The following is a 15,122-nucleotide window of genomic DNA, read 5'->3' on the forward strand; positions in this document are numbered from 1 at the left end:
CGGCCCGGCCGCCCGTTCCGCGTCAACCGCCGCCGACGCCCGTTCTTCCTCAACTGCCGCCGGACGCTTGCTTGTTGATGTCTCCGACAGGCGGGTCGCCGTTCCGGGTCAGGGGGCGGCGCGGCACACCCGTCCCCCTACGGCGACGGTGCCGTCGGGATGGGTGCGGGTGAGGATCCGGGAGCCGGTGCCCTGGCGGATGTCGAGCGGGCGGCCCAGCTCATGGGTGAGCAGCATGGCGGCGGCGCCGGTCGCCTCGTCCTCGGCGACGCCCCCGGCGCGAGCCCCGGCTCCACTGGAGCGGCTGACGCCGCGCTCATCAATGCGGCGCGGGAAGCCCCGGGCGCGGACCACGCCTGCGGCCTCGTCCTGCCAGGCCCAGGCGTAGAGCCAGCCCTCCCCCGGCGGCGGCGCGGGCAGCGCGTCGACCTCGGCCACCGAGGCGTACCGCCGGGTCGTCCGGGCGGGCACCCACTCCGCACGCCCGCGCACCCAGGTCAGGTCCCCCTCGAAGTCGACCGCCACCTCACCGGCCGGTGGACGCAGGGTGCGTGGCGGCCGCCCCAGGCTCCGCAGCAGCCAGGCCAGACCGACCAGCGGATGGCCCGCGAACGGGAGCCGGACGCCGGGGGTGTGGATGTCGACGGTGCCGCGGACGGCGTCGTCGAGGAAGACGGTTTCGCTGAAGCCGAGTTCGGCGGCGAGCGCGGCCCGGGCGTCGGCGCCGGGGAGCGCGGCCCCGTCGCGGACCACGCCCAGTGCATTGCCGCCGGTCCCGTCCGGTCCGCAGAACACCCGGAGCACCTCAAGATCAATCATCCGGACAGTGAACAGCAGAGCCGGGAGGGGGCGACAGGGGCCCGGCGGCGGTGGCCGGATTCCGGCGGTCATGGACCCTCGCCAACGAGGCCCCTTACCTTGACCGGCGCATGGCGATTCCGTGACCGGGGGCGGGTCAATCCGTAATCAGGCCGTTGTGCGTGAGAGCGGGATCACTGGACAGGCCGGGCAGGAATAGGTAAGCCTCGGTTAAGTTAGGGCCGCCTTAGTGGCGACCCCGGCCACTGTCTATCGTTCCGTACGCCGTTTCCGTACATCCGAGCCTGCTTGGAGCCCTGTATGCGTGCCCTTCGTCCCGCCCTAGTCGCCGCCATCGCGGCAGCCACGGCCGTCACCGCCGTCTCCGGCTGCGCCGCGAAGAACGACGGCAAAGGGGGCAGCGGCAAGGGAACCATCGAGGTGACCGCGACCGACACCAGCTGCGAGCTCTCCGCCAAGGAATTCCCCGCCGGACATGTCCGGTTCGCGGTGCAGAACAAGGGCTCCAAGGTCACCGAGGTCTATGTCTACGCGCCCGGCGACCGGATCGTGACCGAGCGGGAGAACATCGGTCCCGGCACCCGGACGGAGATCACCGCCGAGGTCAAGGCCGGTTCGTACGAAATCGCCTGCAAGCCGGGCATGAAGGGCGACGGCATCCGCCAGAAGGTGACCGCCAGCGGCAAGGGCGGGGCCGCCAAGCGCGACCCCAAGCTGGACGCCGCGGTCGCCGCGTACCGCAAGTACGTCCAGGAGCAGGCCGACCAGACCCTCCCGGCGGCGCAGAAGTTCGCCGACGCGGTCAAGGACGGCGATGTCGAGGCCGCCAAGAAGACCTATGCGCTCTCGCGGGTCGGCTGGGAGCGCACCGAGCCGGTCGCCGAGTCGTTCGGTGACATCGACCCCAAGGTCGATGTGCGCGCCGACGGCGTGGAGAAGGGCCAGAAGTGGACCGGCTGGCACAAGCTGGAGAAGTCCCTGTGGGAGGAGAAGAAGATCTCCGGGGACGACAAGAAGCTCGCGACGCAGCTCATCACCGACCTGAAGGACTGGCAGAAGCGGGTCGGCAAGGCCGAGATCACCCCGACCAGCATGGCCAACGGTGCAAAGGAGCTGCTCGACGAGGTGGCCACCGGCAAGGTCACCGGTGAGGAAGAGCGCTACAGCCACACCGACCTGCTCGACTTCCACGCCAATGTCGAGGGCGCCGAGAAGGCCTACGAGCTGCTGAAGCCGGTCGTCGGCAAGAACGACCCGGCGCTCGCCAAGGAGCTGGACAAGCAGTTCAAGGTGATCGGCGAGCTGCTCGACAAGCACCGCGACAGCGACTCCGCCGACGGCTTCGCCTCGTACGACACGGTCGGCAAGGGCGAGCGCAAGACGCTCTCCGACGGGGTCAACGCGCTGGCCGAGCCGCTGTCCAAGCTGGCCGCCGCCGTGGCCGGCGCCAAGTAGTCCGCTGCCAGGCAAGGGGAGACGATGACGCACGACAACGACACGTCCACCGAGCACTCCGCCACCGAGGGCGGCGAGGCCGCGCAGACCACCGACGGGCGCGCGCCCTCCCGGCGTTCACTGCTCGGCTGGGGCGGCGCGGGACTGGCCCTCGGCGCGGTCGCGGCCGGCGGTACCGCGGCGGCGCTGCGCACCGGCGGCGACGCCCAGCCGGCCGGCGCGGACGCGACCGCGGGCTCCGCGATCGCCTTCCACGGCAAGCACCAGTCCGGGATCGCCTCCGCGGTCCAGGACCGGCTGCACTTCGCCGCGTTCGATGTCACCACCGACGACCGTGCCGAGCTGATCGCGCTGCTCAAGGAGTGGACCAAGGCGGCGGCGCGGATGACGGCCGGGGACGCGGTCGGCGACGGCGCGGTCGGCGGGCTGGCGGAGGCGCCGCCGGACGACACCGGCGAGGCGCTCGGACTGCCGCCCTCGCGGCTCACCCTGACGTTCGGGATCGGCCCCACGCTGTTCGAGAAGGACGGCAAGGACCGGTTCGGCATCAAGGCGCGGCGCCCCGAGGCGCTGATCGAGCTGCCGCAGTTCCCCGGCGACAACCTCGACAAGGCGCGCAGCGGCGGCGATCTGTGTGTCCAGGCGTGTGCGGACGACCCGCAGGTCGCGGTGCACGCGATCCGCAACCTGGCCCGTATCGGCTTCGGCAAGGTCGCGATCCGCTGGTCGCAGCTGGGCTTCGGCAAGACCTCCTCCACCACGCCGGACGCCCAGACCCCGCGCAACATGTTCGGCTTCAAGGACGGCACCCACAATCTCGCGGGCACCGACGCCGCCGCGCTGGACAAGCATGTGTGGGTCGCGGACGGCGACGCGAAGGGCAAGGAGAGCTGGATGGCCGGCGGCTCCTACCTCGTCGCCCGCCGGATCCGGATGCACATCGAGACCTGGGACCGCACCTCGCTCCAGGAGCAGGAGGACATCTTCGGCCGGAACAAGGGCGAGGGCGCACCGGTCGGCAAGAAGAACGAGCGGGACACCCCGCATCTGAAGTCGATGCTGCCGACCGCGCATGTCCGCCTGGCGCATCCGGACTCCAACGGCGGGGTGCGGATCCTGCGCCGCGGCTACTCCTTCACCGACGGGACGGACGGGCTGGGCCGGCTGGACGCGGGGCTGTTCTTCCTCGCCTACCAGCGGGACGTACGCCAGGGCTTCGTCCCGCTCCAGAAGCGGCTGGCGGCCAATGACGCGCTCAACGAATACATCCAGCACGTGGGTTCCGCGGTCTTCGCGGTGCCGCCGGGCGTCCGGAACGTGGACGACTGGTGGGGCCGGGCGCTGTTCGCCTGACACCACCGTGCCACCGTCGGCGGCGGGGACCGTCGCCGACTCCATGAAGGAAGGGAAGGAACCGACGTGTTCGGCAACTACCTGATCGGTCTGCGCGAGGGCCTGGAAGCCAGCCTCGTGGTCTGCATTCTCATCGCCTACCTGGTCAAGACCGGGAGGCGGGAGGCGCTGCGCCCGGTCTGGCTCGGTATCGCGCTCGCCGTGGTGCTGTCGTTCGCGTTCGGTGCGGCGCTCCAGTTCGGTTCGCAGACGCTGACCTTCGAGGCCCAGGAAGCCCTCGGCGGTTCGCTGTCGGTCATCGCGGTGGCCCTGGTGACGTGGATGGTCTTCTGGATGCGGCGCACCGCGCGGCATCTGAAGCAGGAGCTGCACGGCAAGCTGGACGCGGCGCTCCAGATGGGCACCGTGGCGCTGGTGGTCACCGCGTTCCTGTCGGTGGGCCGCGAGGGCCTGGAGACCGCGCTGTTCATCTGGACGGCCGCGCAGTCCGCGAACGACGGCGTACGGCCGCTGGTCGGGGCGCTGCTGGGACTGCTGACGGCGGTGCTGCTGGGCTGGCTGTTCTACCGCGGCGCGGTGCGGATCAACCTGGCGAAGTTCTTCACCTGGACCGGCGGCATGCTGGTGGTGGTCGCGGCGGGCGTGCTGGCGTACGGCTTCCACGATCTCCAGGAGGCGGACATCCTGCCGGGGCTGTCCACCCGGGCGTTCGACATCAGCGCCCAGATCCCGGCCGACAGCTGGTACGGGACGCTGCTGAAGGGCGTCTTCAACTTCCAGCCGGATCCGACGGTCCTTCAGGTCACGGTGTGGGCTCTGTATCTGATCCCCACCCTCGCCTTCTTCCTCGCCCCCGGTAGGGTTGCGCCGAATCGTGCCACCCCGGCGGCCGCCCCGTCCGCCCCGGTCGCCCCGAAGGAGCCCGAGCCCCATGACACGCAGGTCGCCGTTCCGGGTGCCCGTAACACTGACGTCGGCAGCGGCGGCGCTGGTGATACTGAGCGGGTGCATGACGGTGCACGGCGAGAGGGAGATGCTGCCGGCGGTGTCGAAGGCTGAGGGCGCCAAGGCCCTCACCCGCTTCACCGACAGCTTCAACCAGACCTACCGGGAGCTGGACCCGAAGCGGAACCCCTCCTTCGAGGCGGGTGCGCTGCTGGCGATCGACCAGGCCGGGATAAAGGCGGCACAGGCCCTGCGACCGCAGGGCAATCCCCAGTTCCCCGCGCTGGAGCTGACGGAGCCGCGCTTCACCGTCCCGAAACAGGCGGGCTGGCCGAAGTACTTCATCGCGGACGCGCTCAGCAACCGCAAGGACGCCAAGGGCCACCCCACCCGCTGGTTCCTGGTGTTCAGCCGCAACGACATCAACGAGAAGTGGCGCGCGGTGTACTTCGCGCAGTTCCCCGGCAACAAGGCGCCGGAGCTGAAGACGGAGGACGGCTACGCCGAGGCGGTGGCGCCCGGCTCCGGCTCCGGTCTGACGGTGGCCCCCGGCAAGCTGAGCCGGGCCTACGCGGACTATCTCAACACCGGCAAGGGCAGCGTGTTCGCGCCCGGTCCGCAGACCGACGGCTGGCGTGAAAGGCGCGCCAAGGATGCCCGTCAGGTCGGTTCGCGCATCCAGTGGCGGGACTCCCCCTCGGGCCATCCGCCGGTGGCGCTGCGGACCACGGACGGCGGGGCCCTGGTGTTCTTCTCGACCGTCTACCACCAGCAGCAGACGATGTTCGCCGGGGCGACGATCCGGGTGCCGGCGAATCTGCGGGGCCTGGTGGTGGGGCCGGAGAAGAAGACCAACCGGATGAACTTCACCACCGTCTCCTCCCAGGCGGTCAAGGTGCCGGCCAAGGGCTCCGGCGACAAGGTCGTCGTCCTGAACCGGCGGGAGGGCAAGACGTCGGTGGAGCCGCAGTAGCGGCGGTACGGCGCACGCGGCCGGACCGCGGAGACGCAGCAGGGCCGTCGGGGTGCTCCCGGCGGCCCTTCGGCGTACGGACGGGGGACGAGCGGACGGGGCGCGGGCCCGGTCAGCGGCCGATCGGCCAGGCGTGCGCCTCGTGGTGGTGCGGCTCGCGGTCGTTGAACTCCGCGCAGGCGTCGGTGAGCGACTCCAGCAGCGTCAGCGGGTCGGGCAGCGGCAGCTCGGGGCCGCGCAGCCAGGTCACCGCGGGCTGGTCGCCGGGCAGGGTCGAGGGCGGCAGCAGCACATAGCTGCCGCGGCAGTGCCAGCGCAGCCCGGGATGCTCGTCCATGGTCTCGGGGTGGCAGTCCAGCTCGCAGGGCCACCACTCGTCCTCGTCGTCCGGGGTGCCGCGGGTGGCGGTGAAGAAGAGCATCCGGCCGTCGCCGAAGCCGGCGCCGCTGAGGGTGATCGGTCCGACGTCGATGCCCGCCGCGTCCAGCCGTCCCAGGGCGCTGCGGCCCGCCTCGACGGGGACGTCCAGTACGTCATGGGTGATGCCGGTGGCGGTGATGAAGTTGGCCTGCGGCAGGGTGCGGACCCAGGCGGCGACCTTGTCACGGTCGGTGGTGGCGACGGTCTGCCAGCCGAAGGAGACGGGGTGCCGGCCGGGGGTGGGACAGCCGATGCGTTCACAGGAACAGCCGTAGCCGGAAGGATGCGCCGCCGGGGCCACCGGGAATCCCGCGTCGGCCGCCGCCAGCAGCAGGTCCTCGCGGCTGCGCGCAGCCGCTGATCCCGTGTCCGTATCGCCGCCGTCCGATCCGCTCTTCGGCCGGCGCAGCCACTGGGAGAACCTGCTCTTGCGTTCCATCTATCCCCTCACTTCGAGCGGTGGTCTGGGATCAATGCTGCCACCATCCTTGCTCCTCGGGTGACCGGTGTGCGGATCCGGGGTGAACGAACCTCGGAGGAATACCGGCAATTCGGGGCATCGGCGGCACACCGGCGCCGCCGGAGCCCGGCCGTCCGCCCCTTCAGCCGCGCGGCCGCAGTCCCCGCAGCACCTGGTCGACCAGCGTGTCGACGTACTCGTGGGTCAGTTCGCCGGTACGCATCAGCCAGCGCTGTGAGAAGGGACTCAGCAGCATCTCGACGGCGATCCGCACATCGACGCCCTCGGCGACCTCTCCGGTTTCCTGGGCCGCCCGCAGCCGGTCGACGTAGAGCTGGGTGCCGGGCTCCATCAGCCGGGCGACGAAGGTGCGGGAGAGCTCCTCGTCGTTCGCGCCGGCCGCGGCGAGGGCCCGGTAGGGGGCCTGGAACGCCGGGTCGTTGAACTCGTCGGCGGTGGCCCGCAGCACGGTCTTGAGGTCCGCGGCCAGATCACCGGTGTCGGGGAGGCCCTTGGTGTCGTACTCGTCGACCCCGGCGGTGAACGCGTCGAGCAGCACGGCGGCCTTGGAGGGCCACCAGCGGTAGATCGTCTGCTTGCCGACCCCGGCCCGGGAGGCGATGCCTTCGATCGTGAGCTTGTCGTAGCCGACCTCACCGACGAGCGCGAGGGCGGCATCGAAGATCGCGCGGCGGGAGCGTTCGCTGCGGCGGGAGGAGTCGGGGGTCGAGGTGTTGGCCATGCCGCGGAGTCTAACGGGGAAGAGGCGAGACGTATCGTCTTGACGAGACGCAACGTCTCGCGCATAGTAGAGGTCGAGCGAGACGCTCCGTCTCGCACAGTGAGGGGAAAGAGTCAGAGGGAGGGGAATCCCATGAGCAAGGGAAATGCGGGCGGGATGCTCGGCGTCGGGGGCACCAGGAGCAAGCTCTCGCGGGGCGCCCTGCGCGGCGGCGGCACCGGCCGCGGCGGCCGGGGGCAGGCCGAACAGGACCGGCGCGGGGAGCTGCTGCGCAAGTTCCGGGAGCGGGCCCGGAAGGGGTGACCGGCGCGGTGCGGGGTGCCGGGCGCACCCCGTCGCGGCGGGGTGCGCCGCGGGCCACTCGAACGGCGCACGGTCCACGGCACGAGGGCTCCGCGCGGTGGACGATTTGGGAGCGCGTACGGGATTCCGTATCCGCCCCAGTGCCCCACCGTGAGGAGCCCTCCTTGCGTACCTCCCGGCGCAGCCCCACCCCCCGCCGCTATCTGATGTGCCCGCCCACGTACTTCCGGGTCAGCTACTCCATCAACCCCTGGATGAACCCCGGCAAACCCGTGGATCTCGCGCTGGCCCATACCCAGTGGGAGGACCTGCGCGACCGCTACCGCGCGCTCGGCCACACCGTCGAGGAGCTGCCGCCGCACCCCGCCTTCCCCGACATGGTCTTCGCCGCCAACGGCGCCACCGTGGTGGACGGCCGGGTGCTCGGCGCCCGGTTCGCCTTCGCCGAGCGGCACGGTGAGGCCGCGGTGCATGCCGCGTGGTACCGGGCTCACGGGTTCCCCGCGGTGCGGGAGCCGCAGAACGTCAACGAGGGCGAGGGCGACTTCGTGGTCACCGCGTCCTGGCTGCTGGCCGGCCGCGGGTTCCGCAGCAGCCCGCTGTCCCACGCGGAGGCCCAGGAATACTTCGCCCGCCCGGTGATCGGCCTCGATCTCGTCGATCCGCGCTACTACCACCTCGATACGGCGCTGTGCGTGCTCGACCCCGGCAGCCGGGAGCCGGGCGGCCGGGCGGAGGTCATGTACTACCCCGGCGCGTTCTCCGCCGGGAGCCGGGCGGTGCTGGCGCGGCTGTTCCCCGACGCGCTGATCGCCGGCCCGGCCGACGCGGCGGCGTTCGGGCTGAACGCGGTGTCCGACGGGCGGCATGTGCTGCTGCCCCAGGCGGCGGTGGGGCTCTTCGCACCGCTGCGGGAGCGGGGGTACGAGCCGATCGGGATGGATCTGACGGAGTTGTTGAAGGGGGGTGGGAGTGTGAAGTGTGTGACGGGGGAGCTGAGGGGATGACTTCCCGCGTTTTCGGCTTCCCGCCGTGGTGGGTTTTCGCCTTCGGCGGGGTGGGGTGTGGGCCGCGGCCCCGGTGAGTGGGGGTGCGGTGCCAGGGGCTCCGGGGTGTGTTGTCGGACTGCTTCGCTTTACGTCCGACAACACACCCCTCCGCCCCCGGCACCTCGTGCCCGTGTGGGACCGCGGCCCGGTGGGGGGATGGGGTCAGGACCAGGTGTCGCCCCAGGTGGCGTCGCGGGCCTCGCGGTACTGGGGGCCGTGGCGCTTGGTCACCGTGGTGCGTTGGAGTTCGTCGTTGGTGGTGCACAGGTCCAGGAGGACCTGGCCCTTGCGGAGTTGGGGTTTGCGGATGATGCGGGCGGGGGCGGGGGTGGCGTCGAGGGTGGTGGCGGCGACGTAGCTGAACTTCTCGTCCTCGTACGGGAGGGAGCCGCCCTTGACCTGGCGGTGCAGGGAGGAGCGGCTGACCCGGGCGGAGAAGTGGCACCAGTCTCCCCCAGCTACGGCTGGGGGTGCCCCCACGCTCCGGACAAGCGGGACGATGGGGCAGGTGTCGCTGTGCGGGCAGGGGGCGACGATGTGCAGACCGGCCTCGGTGAGCTGGGTGCGGGCCTCGCGGATGCGGAGGTAGCCGTCGGGGGTGCCGGGTTCGATCAGGACGACGGTGCGGGCCGCGGTGGCCGCGGCGACGACGGCGCGGCGGTCCTCGGGGCGGAGTTCGCCGAGGACGTAGGAGACGGTGACCAGGTCCGTGCCGGCGGGGACGGTCAGGCCCTCGCCGATGGTCTGCCGCTGCCAGGTGACGTCGGGGAGGATCTCGTCGGCCAGTTCCCTGCCGAGGTCCAGGGCGGGCTGGGCCCAGTCCAGGACGGTGCTGTGGTGGCCTTCCCAGGTGGCGGCGGTGGCCCAGGTGGCGGCGCCGGTGCCGCCGCCGATGTCCACATGGGTGGCCGGGGACCAGTCCGGGACCCGGGCGGCGAACGCGGTCAGCGCGGCCCGTACGGCTTCGAAGGTGGCCGGCATGCGGTAGGCGGCGTACGCGGCCACATCCGCGCGGTCGCGCAGGACCGGGGCGTCGGTGGGGGTGCGGCCCCGGTAGTTGGTGATCAGCCGGTCGACGGCCTGCGCGGCCTGCTTGGGTGGCAGGCCGTCGAGCAGGCCCGCCAGCGCGGCGCGCAGTTCCTCGTGCATGGGGGAAATTCTACGGGCCCGGCCGGCATGCCCTGCCTGGTCAGGTGGCACGGGCCACCGCGCGGGCCAGCCGGGTGGCGGCCGCGGCGCGGGGGGCGCTGCCGCTCTCGCGGCGGCGGGGGTGGACGGTGTTGGCCAGCAGGACGAGGAAGGTGTCGGTGGCGCGGTCCAGGACCAGGCTGGTGCCGGTGAAGCCGGTGTGGCCGGCCGCGCCGCGGCCCGCCAACTCGCCCATGAAATACGGCTGGTCGACGCCGAAGCCGAGACCGGGCGGGTCGAGGAGGGCGGCGACGGCGCCGGGGCCGAGGATCCGGGCGGTGCCGTAGGTGCCGCCGTTGAGCAGGGTGCGGCAGAGGACGGCCAGGTCCTGGGCGGTGGAGAAGAGCCCGGCGTGGCCGGCGACACCGCCCAGCGCCCAGGCGTTCTCGTCGTGCACCTCACCGCGGACCATGCCGCGGTCCGCCTTGGCCCAGGGCCGCCGCTGGTCCTCGGTGGCCGCCACACCGTGTGGTGCCAGCGGTCCGTACGCGGTGCTGGACATGCCCAGCGGGCCGGTGATGCCGTCGCGGATGAGGGCGTCGAGCCGCCGGCCGGTGCGCTGCTCCAGGATCAGCTGGAGGGCGATGAGGTTGAGGTCGGAGTAGCGGTGGACGGGGCTCGGGCCGCCGCTCGGGGCCGCCGCCTCCCGCCACAGCAGCGCCAGTTGGGCGGCGCGGTCCCGGTGGTCGTGGAAGGGGAGCTCGGGGGCGAGTCCGGAGGTGTGGGTGAGCAGCTGCCGGACGGTGATGCCGGGGGCGAAGGCGGGCAGATCGGCCCGTACCTCGTCGTCGAGGGCCAGCCGGTCCTGTTCGACCTGCTGGATCGCGGCGATGGCGGTGAACAGCTTGCTGAGCGAGGCCAGGTCGAAGACGGTGCCGACCCGCATCGGCTCCCACAGGTCACGGGGCAGATCGAGGCCGCGGTCCCGCTCGGGGTCGTAGGCCCGGTAGCGCAGTGCCCAGCCGGCGGCGGCCTCGGCGGCGACGACCGGGCCCCGGCCGGCCAGCACGACGACGCCGGGGGCCCAGGGCGGCCGGCCCTCGGGCAGCGCCCGCACCCCGCGGACCAGCCGTTCCATCCAGCCGGGGTCCAGCCCCGCGCGGGCCGGTGTTCCGTAGGTGAGTACCGTCGCGTTCAGAGCCTGGTCCTCTCGCCTGCCGTGCTCCCGTTGCTCTCCCCCCTACGCTGCCACGGGCGGCACATTCCCAGGAAGCTCACGAGCGCCAACACGGCGCAGGAGAGCTGAACGAGGGCCATCGGCACGGCGGTCCGCTCGCCCGCGATACCCACCAGCGGGGACGCCACCGAGCCGAGGAGGAAGGTGGAGGTGCCCAGCAGCGCGGAGGCGGAGCCGGCGGCGTGCGGGGTGCGCAGCAGCGCCAGGGTGTTGGTGCTCGGCATGACCAGGCCCATCGAGGCCATCAGGACGAAGAGGCCGGCGGCCGTCGGGACCAGACCGACCGGGCCGAAGACGCCCGCGGACATCAGGAGCAGGGAGGTCGCGGCGAGGGCGGTCAGCGCCAGGCCGGTGCCGAGCACCTTGTCCAGGCCGACCCGGCCGACCAGCAGCTTGCCGTTGACCTGGCCGACGGCCACCAGCCCGACGGAGTTGATGCCGAAGAGCAGGCTGAAGGTCTGCGGGGAGGCGCCGTAGATCTCCTGGACCACGAACGGCGAGGCGGAGATGTAGGCGAAGAGGGCGGCGAAGGCGAAGGCGCCGACGAGGACGTAGCCGGAGAAGACCCGGTCGGCGAGCAGATCGCGCATGGTGCGCAGGGTCTGGCCGAGGCCGCCGGGGTGCCGGCGCGCGGGCGGCAGGGTCTCGTCGAGCTTGCGCCACACCACGAGGGTGAGCGCCACCCCGACGGCGGTGAGGACGACGAAGACCCCGCGCCAGTCGGTGAGCCGGAGGATCTGGCCGCCGATGAGCGGGGCGACGACCGGCGCCACCCCGGAGATCAGCATCAGGGTGGAGAAGAACCGGGCCATCGCCACACCGTCGTACAGATCGCGGACCACCGCCCGCGCGATGACGATACCGGCCGCGCCCGCCAGGCCCTGCAACAGCCGGAAGGCGATGAGGAGTTCGGCGTTGGTGGCGATCGCGCAGAGGGCGGTCGCCAGGATGTAGACCACCATGCCGGCCAGCAGGGGGCGTCGGCGTCCCCACTTGTCGCTCATCGGGCCGACGATCATCTGCCCCAGCGCCATGCCCGCCAGGCACGTGGTGAGGGTGAGCTGGACGGTGGCGGCCGGGCTGTGCAGGGCGGCGGTGACCTGCGGCAGGGCCGGGAGGTACATGTCCATGGAGAGCGGCGGGACCGCCGTGAGGCCGCCGAGGACGAGGGTGACGAGGAGGCTGGTGCGGCGGGACGCGGCCGGTGCTGCTGCCGCGCCCCGCTCGGCTATGGAGGGAAGGTCCTGGGTCTCGGCCGCGCCGGGCTCCGTCATGCGGGTCTCCATGGTGATAGATGGCTGCACCATGGTGTCATGCACGGGACGGCTTCTGACCGGATTCGGACCGGTCCCTTCGCCCTAGGACGGACCTGTCCCGGACCTAGGACGAACGTCCCGGATCAGGCCGGCTTCAGGCCCCCGGATCAGGCCGGCTTCAGGCCCCCGGATCAGGCCGGCTTCAGGCCCGGATCGCCCGCTTCGGAGACGAACGAGGCGGCGGTGCTCACCGCCGCCCCGGGGGTGGTGACGGCGGACACCGTGCGGTAGTCGGCGCGGGCGGTGTCCTGGTCGAGGGTGACGGTGAGGTAGCCGCGCCGGCCGTTGTAGAACTTCAGGTGCGGGTTGGCGGCCAGGTAGGTGTCCCAGTTGGCCGGCCTGTCGGCGCCGTTCTTGCCGCTGGCGATCGAGGTGGTGACGAGCTCCACCCCCGCGGTGCGCGAGCCGGGGTCCTGGAAGTCCTTCTTGATGTCGAAGGCGTAGTGGACGTGCACATCACCGGTGAGGACGACGAGGTTGTCCACCCCCGCCGACTCGGCACCGGCCAGGACCCGGTCGCGGGAGGCCGCGTAGCCGTCCCAGGCGTCCATGCTCAGCTGGTAGCCGGGGCCGGTGGCGTTGCGCCGCTCGGAGAACGTGACCTGCTGCGGCAGGACGTTCCAGCGGGCGGAGGACTGCCGCCAGCCGTCGATCAGCCAGCGCTCCTGGGCGGCGCCCGTCAGCGTGCGCGCGGGGTCCCGGGACTCGGGGCCCGGGGCGTGCCAGCCGTCGCCGTAGGCCTGGTCGGAGCGGTACTGGCGGGTGTCGAGGATGTCGAACTGGGCGAGCTGCCCGTACTGGAGGCGGCGGTAGAGCCGGCAGTCGGCGCCCTGGGGCCGCTGCGGGCGGCGCAGCGGCTGGTTCTCCCAGTACGCGCGGTAGGCGGCGGCCCGGCGGATGAGGAACTCGGCGGGCGGGAGGTGGTCCTCGCTGATGGCGGAGGCGTAGTTGTTCTCCACCTCGTGGTCGTCCCAGGTGACGATGAAGGGGTGCGCGGCGTGCGCGGCCTGGAGGTCCGGGTCGGACTTGTAGAGGGCGTAACGCAGCCGGTAGTCCTCCAGCGTGACCGTCTCGCGGTTGAAGACCGCGGGCAGTGTGCGGTCGGTGTAGTTGCGGGCACCGCCGTTGGCGCCTACCGGGTACTCGTAGAGGTAGTCACCGAGGTGGAAGACGACGTCGAGGTCCTCCTCGGCCAGGTGCCGGTGGGCCGTGAAGTAGCCGTCGTGGTAGGCCTGGCAGGAGACCGCGGCGAGCTTCAGCCGGGAGTTGTGGGCGCTACGGCCGGGGGCGGTGCGGGTGCGGCCGACCGGGCTGATCCAGCTGCCGGCGCGGAAGCGGTAGTAGTAGACGCGGTCGGGCGCGAGACCGGTGGGCTCGATGTGCACGGAGTGGTTGAACTCCGGGTGGGCGTCGGCGCGGCCCTGGCCGGCCAGCCGCTTGAAGTGCTCGTCGTAGGCGACTTCCCAGCGGACCGTGACTCTGGCGTCCGGCATGCCGTTGCCGGGCTCGTACGGACGCGGGGCGAGCCGGGTCCACAGCACGACGGAGCCGGGCTGCGGGTCACCGGAGGCGACGCCCAGGGTGAACGGGTTCTCGCTGATCTTCCGCGCATCGGCCTCGGCGGCGTATGCGGCGCCCGTGCCCGGCAGGTTGGTCGCGAAGGCGAGCGCGGCTGCGGCCCCGGTGGCGGTGAGGAAGCGGCGGCGCCCGAAGTGTGCGGCCGCGGCCCGGATCTCCTGCTCGTGCGGTGCGTGGTGAGTCATCTGGCCCTCCCCTGGAGGCGGTTGTCGCAGAGCCCGTAGAGAAGCCATTCCAGGGAAACGGGACGGCGCGGTGCTGACCCACGCACGACACATACATGACAGCTGGATGAGAACTGGGCCCGCACCGGACGCGGTCGGACAATCACGGCACCGGCCGTGCCTCCGTAGGATTCGGGGCATGGCTGAACTGATGGTGCGCGACGGCACCTGGACCTTCGACGGCGACGCCGTGCGCATCGTGCCGGGCCGCGAGCGCGGGGTGCACAAACTGCGCCAGGATCTCGGTGAGTTCACGGTGCCGCTGGCCGCGCTGGCCGGGATCGCCCTCGAACCGGGCCGTAAGGGCGGCCGGCTGCGACTGCGGCTGCGGGAAGGCGCGGATCCGCTGCTTCAGGTCACCGGCGGCGGTCTGCCGGACGAGGCGAACCCGTACCGGCTGACCGTGGACGCCGGACGGGTCGAGGTCGCCGAGTACTTCGTCGACACCGTACGCCAGGCCCTGATGCTGGAACAGATACCGGACGGGCCCGTCGACCGCTATCTGCTGCCCGGCCCGTCCGTACCGCTGTCGGCCGCCGGGGTGGACGGTGTCGCCACCTTCGACGGCGAACGGGTGCACCTCGAATGGCGCTGGAACACCAGCGAGACCAAGCGGGACTGGGGCCCGCGGAACTTCCCGCTCGGCACGCTGGAGGCGGTGGAGTGGCGGGCCGCCGCCGGTCTGGAGTCCGGCTATCTCCGGTTCCGGCCGCGCGGCGCGACGGAGCGGCTCAAGCCGGAGCACGACCCCAACTCCATCGAGCTGTGGGGCTTCAAGAAGGAGAGCGGCACCACGGCGCTGCTGGCGGCCGCCGTCGCGGCGCGGCTGCCGCATCCGTCGGCCGGTGCGGGCAAGGCCCTGCCGGCGGCCCCGGCCGCGCCCCTCCCCACGGCCGCGCCGCTCCCCACGGCCGCGCCGCTCGCCCCGGCCGCTCCCCCGGCATCCGCCGCTGCCCCCGCCGAGGACCATGACGCCCTGCTGCGCCGACTGCGGGAACTGGGCGACCTGCACCGCGACGGCATCCTCACCGAGGAGGAGTTCACCGCCACGAAGACGGCGGTGCTGCGGCGCTTCCACACCGGCGGCTGAGTCGCGGCGGCGGCGCCCCGTCCGCCGCCC

14 protein-coding genes are annotated in these 15,122 nt (G+C 72.2%); 7 read left to right on the plus strand and 7 right to left on the minus strand.

Going from position 1 to position 15,122, the window contains the following annotated elements; genetic code table 11:
• Positions 1-108: 108 nt before the first annotated feature.
• Positions 109-819, minus strand: coding sequence for a PhzF family phenazine biosynthesis protein (locus ACZ4XD_RS00345; RefSeq protein WP_468036691.1), 711 nt, complete (start codon positions 817-819; stop codon positions 109-111).
• 300 nt (positions 820-1,119) lie between these two features.
• Between ACZ4XD_RS00345 and efeO the strand changes: the two genes are divergently transcribed.
• From efeO to ACZ4XD_RS00365, 4 genes are all read left to right on the plus strand, one after another.
• A complete protein-coding gene (efeO, locus tag ACZ4XD_RS00350) occupies positions 1,120-2,274 on the plus strand; it encodes an iron uptake system protein EfeO (protein WP_468036693.1) in 1,155 nt (384 codons plus the stop codon).
• A 24-nt stretch (positions 2,275-2,298) separates the two neighbouring features.
• Positions 2,299-3,627 (plus strand): iron uptake transporter deferrochelatase/peroxidase subunit, encoded by a 1,329-nt coding sequence (gene efeB / locus ACZ4XD_RS00355; protein ID WP_468036695.1) that lies wholly within the window; start codon positions 2,299-2,301, stop codon positions 3,625-3,627.
• Positions 3,628-3,693: 66 nt separating this feature from the next.
• Positions 3,694-4,686 (plus strand): iron uptake transporter permease EfeU, encoded by a 993-nt coding sequence (efeU, locus tag ACZ4XD_RS00360; protein WP_468036697.1) that lies wholly within the window; start codon positions 3,694-3,696, stop codon positions 4,684-4,686.
• Positions 4,619-5,545, plus strand: a complete 927-nt coding sequence (locus ACZ4XD_RS00365) for an SCO2278 family lipoprotein (protein WP_468036699.1) — start codon at positions 4,619-4,621, stop codon at positions 5,543-5,545. Before efeU ends, ACZ4XD_RS00365 begins: the two co-directional genes overlap by 68 nt.
• Positions 5,546-5,657: 112 nt before the next feature.
• Here ACZ4XD_RS00365 and ACZ4XD_RS00370 read toward each other — a convergent pair whose 3' ends face one another.
• Together ACZ4XD_RS00370 and ACZ4XD_RS00375 are read right to left on the minus strand one after the other, a co-directional pair.
• Positions 5,658-6,404, minus strand: a complete 747-nt coding sequence (locus ACZ4XD_RS00370; protein WP_042154160.1) for a bifunctional DNA primase/polymerase — start codon at positions 6,402-6,404, stop codon at positions 5,658-5,660.
• Positions 6,405-6,567: 163 nt separating this feature from the next.
• Positions 6,568-7,167 carry a TetR/AcrR family transcriptional regulator gene (locus ACZ4XD_RS00375; protein WP_468036702.1) on the minus strand — a complete coding sequence of 200 codons (600 nt, stop codon included), beginning with the start codon at positions 7,165-7,167 and terminating at the stop codon, positions 6,568-6,570.
• A gap of 132 nt (positions 7,168-7,299) precedes the next feature.
• Here ACZ4XD_RS00375 and ACZ4XD_RS00380 point away from each other — a divergent pair, with 132 nt between their 5' ends.
• Positions 7,300-7,470: a DUF6243 family protein gene (locus ACZ4XD_RS00380; RefSeq protein ID WP_468036704.1), complete on the plus strand. Its 171-nt coding sequence runs from the start codon at positions 7,300-7,302 to the stop codon at positions 7,468-7,470.
• 164 nt (positions 7,471-7,634) lie between these two features.
• Complete coding sequence (gene ddaH, locus ACZ4XD_RS00385) at positions 7,635-8,477, plus strand: dimethylargininase (protein ID WP_468036706.1); 843 nt, start codon at positions 7,635-7,637, stop codon at positions 8,475-8,477.
• Between the two features lie 204 nt (positions 8,478-8,681).
• Here ddaH and ACZ4XD_RS00390 read toward each other — a convergent pair whose 3' ends face one another.
• The 4 genes from ACZ4XD_RS00390 to ACZ4XD_RS00405 all read right to left on the minus strand — a co-directional run bounded on the left by ACZ4XD_RS00390 (position 8,682) and on the right by ACZ4XD_RS00405 (position 13,963).
• A complete protein-coding gene (locus tag ACZ4XD_RS00390) occupies positions 8,682-9,668 on the minus strand; it encodes a small ribosomal subunit Rsm22 family protein (RefSeq protein ID WP_468036708.1) in 987 nt (328 codons plus the stop codon).
• Between the two features lie 40 nt (positions 9,669-9,708).
• Positions 9,709-10,785 carry a serine hydrolase domain-containing protein gene (locus ACZ4XD_RS00395; RefSeq protein ID WP_468036710.1) on the minus strand — a complete coding sequence of 359 codons (1,077 nt, stop codon included), beginning with the start codon at positions 10,783-10,785 and terminating at the stop codon, positions 9,709-9,711.
• Positions 10,786-10,841: 56 nt separating this feature from the next.
• Positions 10,842-12,158, minus strand: a complete 1,317-nt coding sequence (locus ACZ4XD_RS00400) for a multidrug effflux MFS transporter (protein WP_468037158.1) — start codon at positions 12,156-12,158, stop codon at positions 10,842-10,844.
• 173 nt (positions 12,159-12,331) lie between these two features.
• Positions 12,332-13,963, minus strand: a complete 1,632-nt coding sequence (locus ACZ4XD_RS00405) for an alkaline phosphatase D family protein (RefSeq protein WP_468036712.1) — start codon at positions 13,961-13,963, stop codon at positions 12,332-12,334.
• 178 nt (positions 13,964-14,141) lie between these two features.
• Here ACZ4XD_RS00405 and ACZ4XD_RS00410 point away from each other — a divergent pair, with 178 nt between their 5' ends.
• A complete protein-coding gene (locus ACZ4XD_RS00410) occupies positions 14,142-15,092 on the plus strand; it encodes a DUF4429 domain-containing protein (protein ID WP_468036714.1) in 951 nt (316 codons plus the stop codon).
• Positions 15,093-15,122 lie beyond the last annotated feature (30 nt).

This window comes from Streptomyces sp. NPDC029466 (assembly GCF_055574515.1).

Coding starts and splice junctions, on each gene's coding strand:
- ACZ4XD_RS00380 (WP_468036704.1), top strand. CDS start 7,300: ATGAGCAAGGGAAATGCGGGCGGGATGCTCGGCGTCGGGGGCACCAGG.
- ACZ4XD_RS00395 (WP_468036710.1), bottom strand. CDS start 10,785: ATGGAACGGCTGGTCCGCGGGGTGCGGGCGCTGCCCGAGGGCCGGCCG.
- ACZ4XD_RS00400 (WP_468037158.1), bottom strand. CDS start 12,158: ATGACGGAGCCCGGCGCGGCCGAGACCCAGGACCTTCCCTCCATAGCC.
- ACZ4XD_RS00410 (WP_468036714.1), top strand. CDS start 14,142: ATGGCTGAACTGATGGTGCGCGACGGCACCTGGACCTTCGACGGCGAC.
- efeB (WP_468036695.1), top strand. CDS start 2,299: ATGACGCACGACAACGACACGTCCACCGAGCACTCCGCCACCGAGGGC.
- ACZ4XD_RS00405 (WP_468036712.1), bottom strand. CDS start 13,963: ATGACTCACCACGCACCGCACGAGCAGGAGATCCGGGCCGCGGCCGCA.
- ACZ4XD_RS00345 (WP_468036691.1), bottom strand. CDS start 819: ATGATTGATCTTGAGGTGCTCCGGGTGTTCTGCGGACCGGACGGGACC.
- ACZ4XD_RS00375 (WP_468036702.1), bottom strand. CDS start 7,167: ATGGCCAACACCTCGACCCCCGACTCCTCCCGCCGCAGCGAACGCTCC.
- ACZ4XD_RS00390 (WP_468036708.1), bottom strand. CDS start 9,668: ATGCACGAGGAACTGCGCGCCGCGCTGGCGGGCCTGCTCGACGGCCTG.
- ACZ4XD_RS00370 (WP_042154160.1), bottom strand. CDS start 6,404: ATGGAACGCAAGAGCAGGTTCTCCCAGTGGCTGCGCCGGCCGAAGAGC.
- efeO (WP_468036693.1), top strand. CDS start 1,120: ATGCGTGCCCTTCGTCCCGCCCTAGTCGCCGCCATCGCGGCAGCCACG.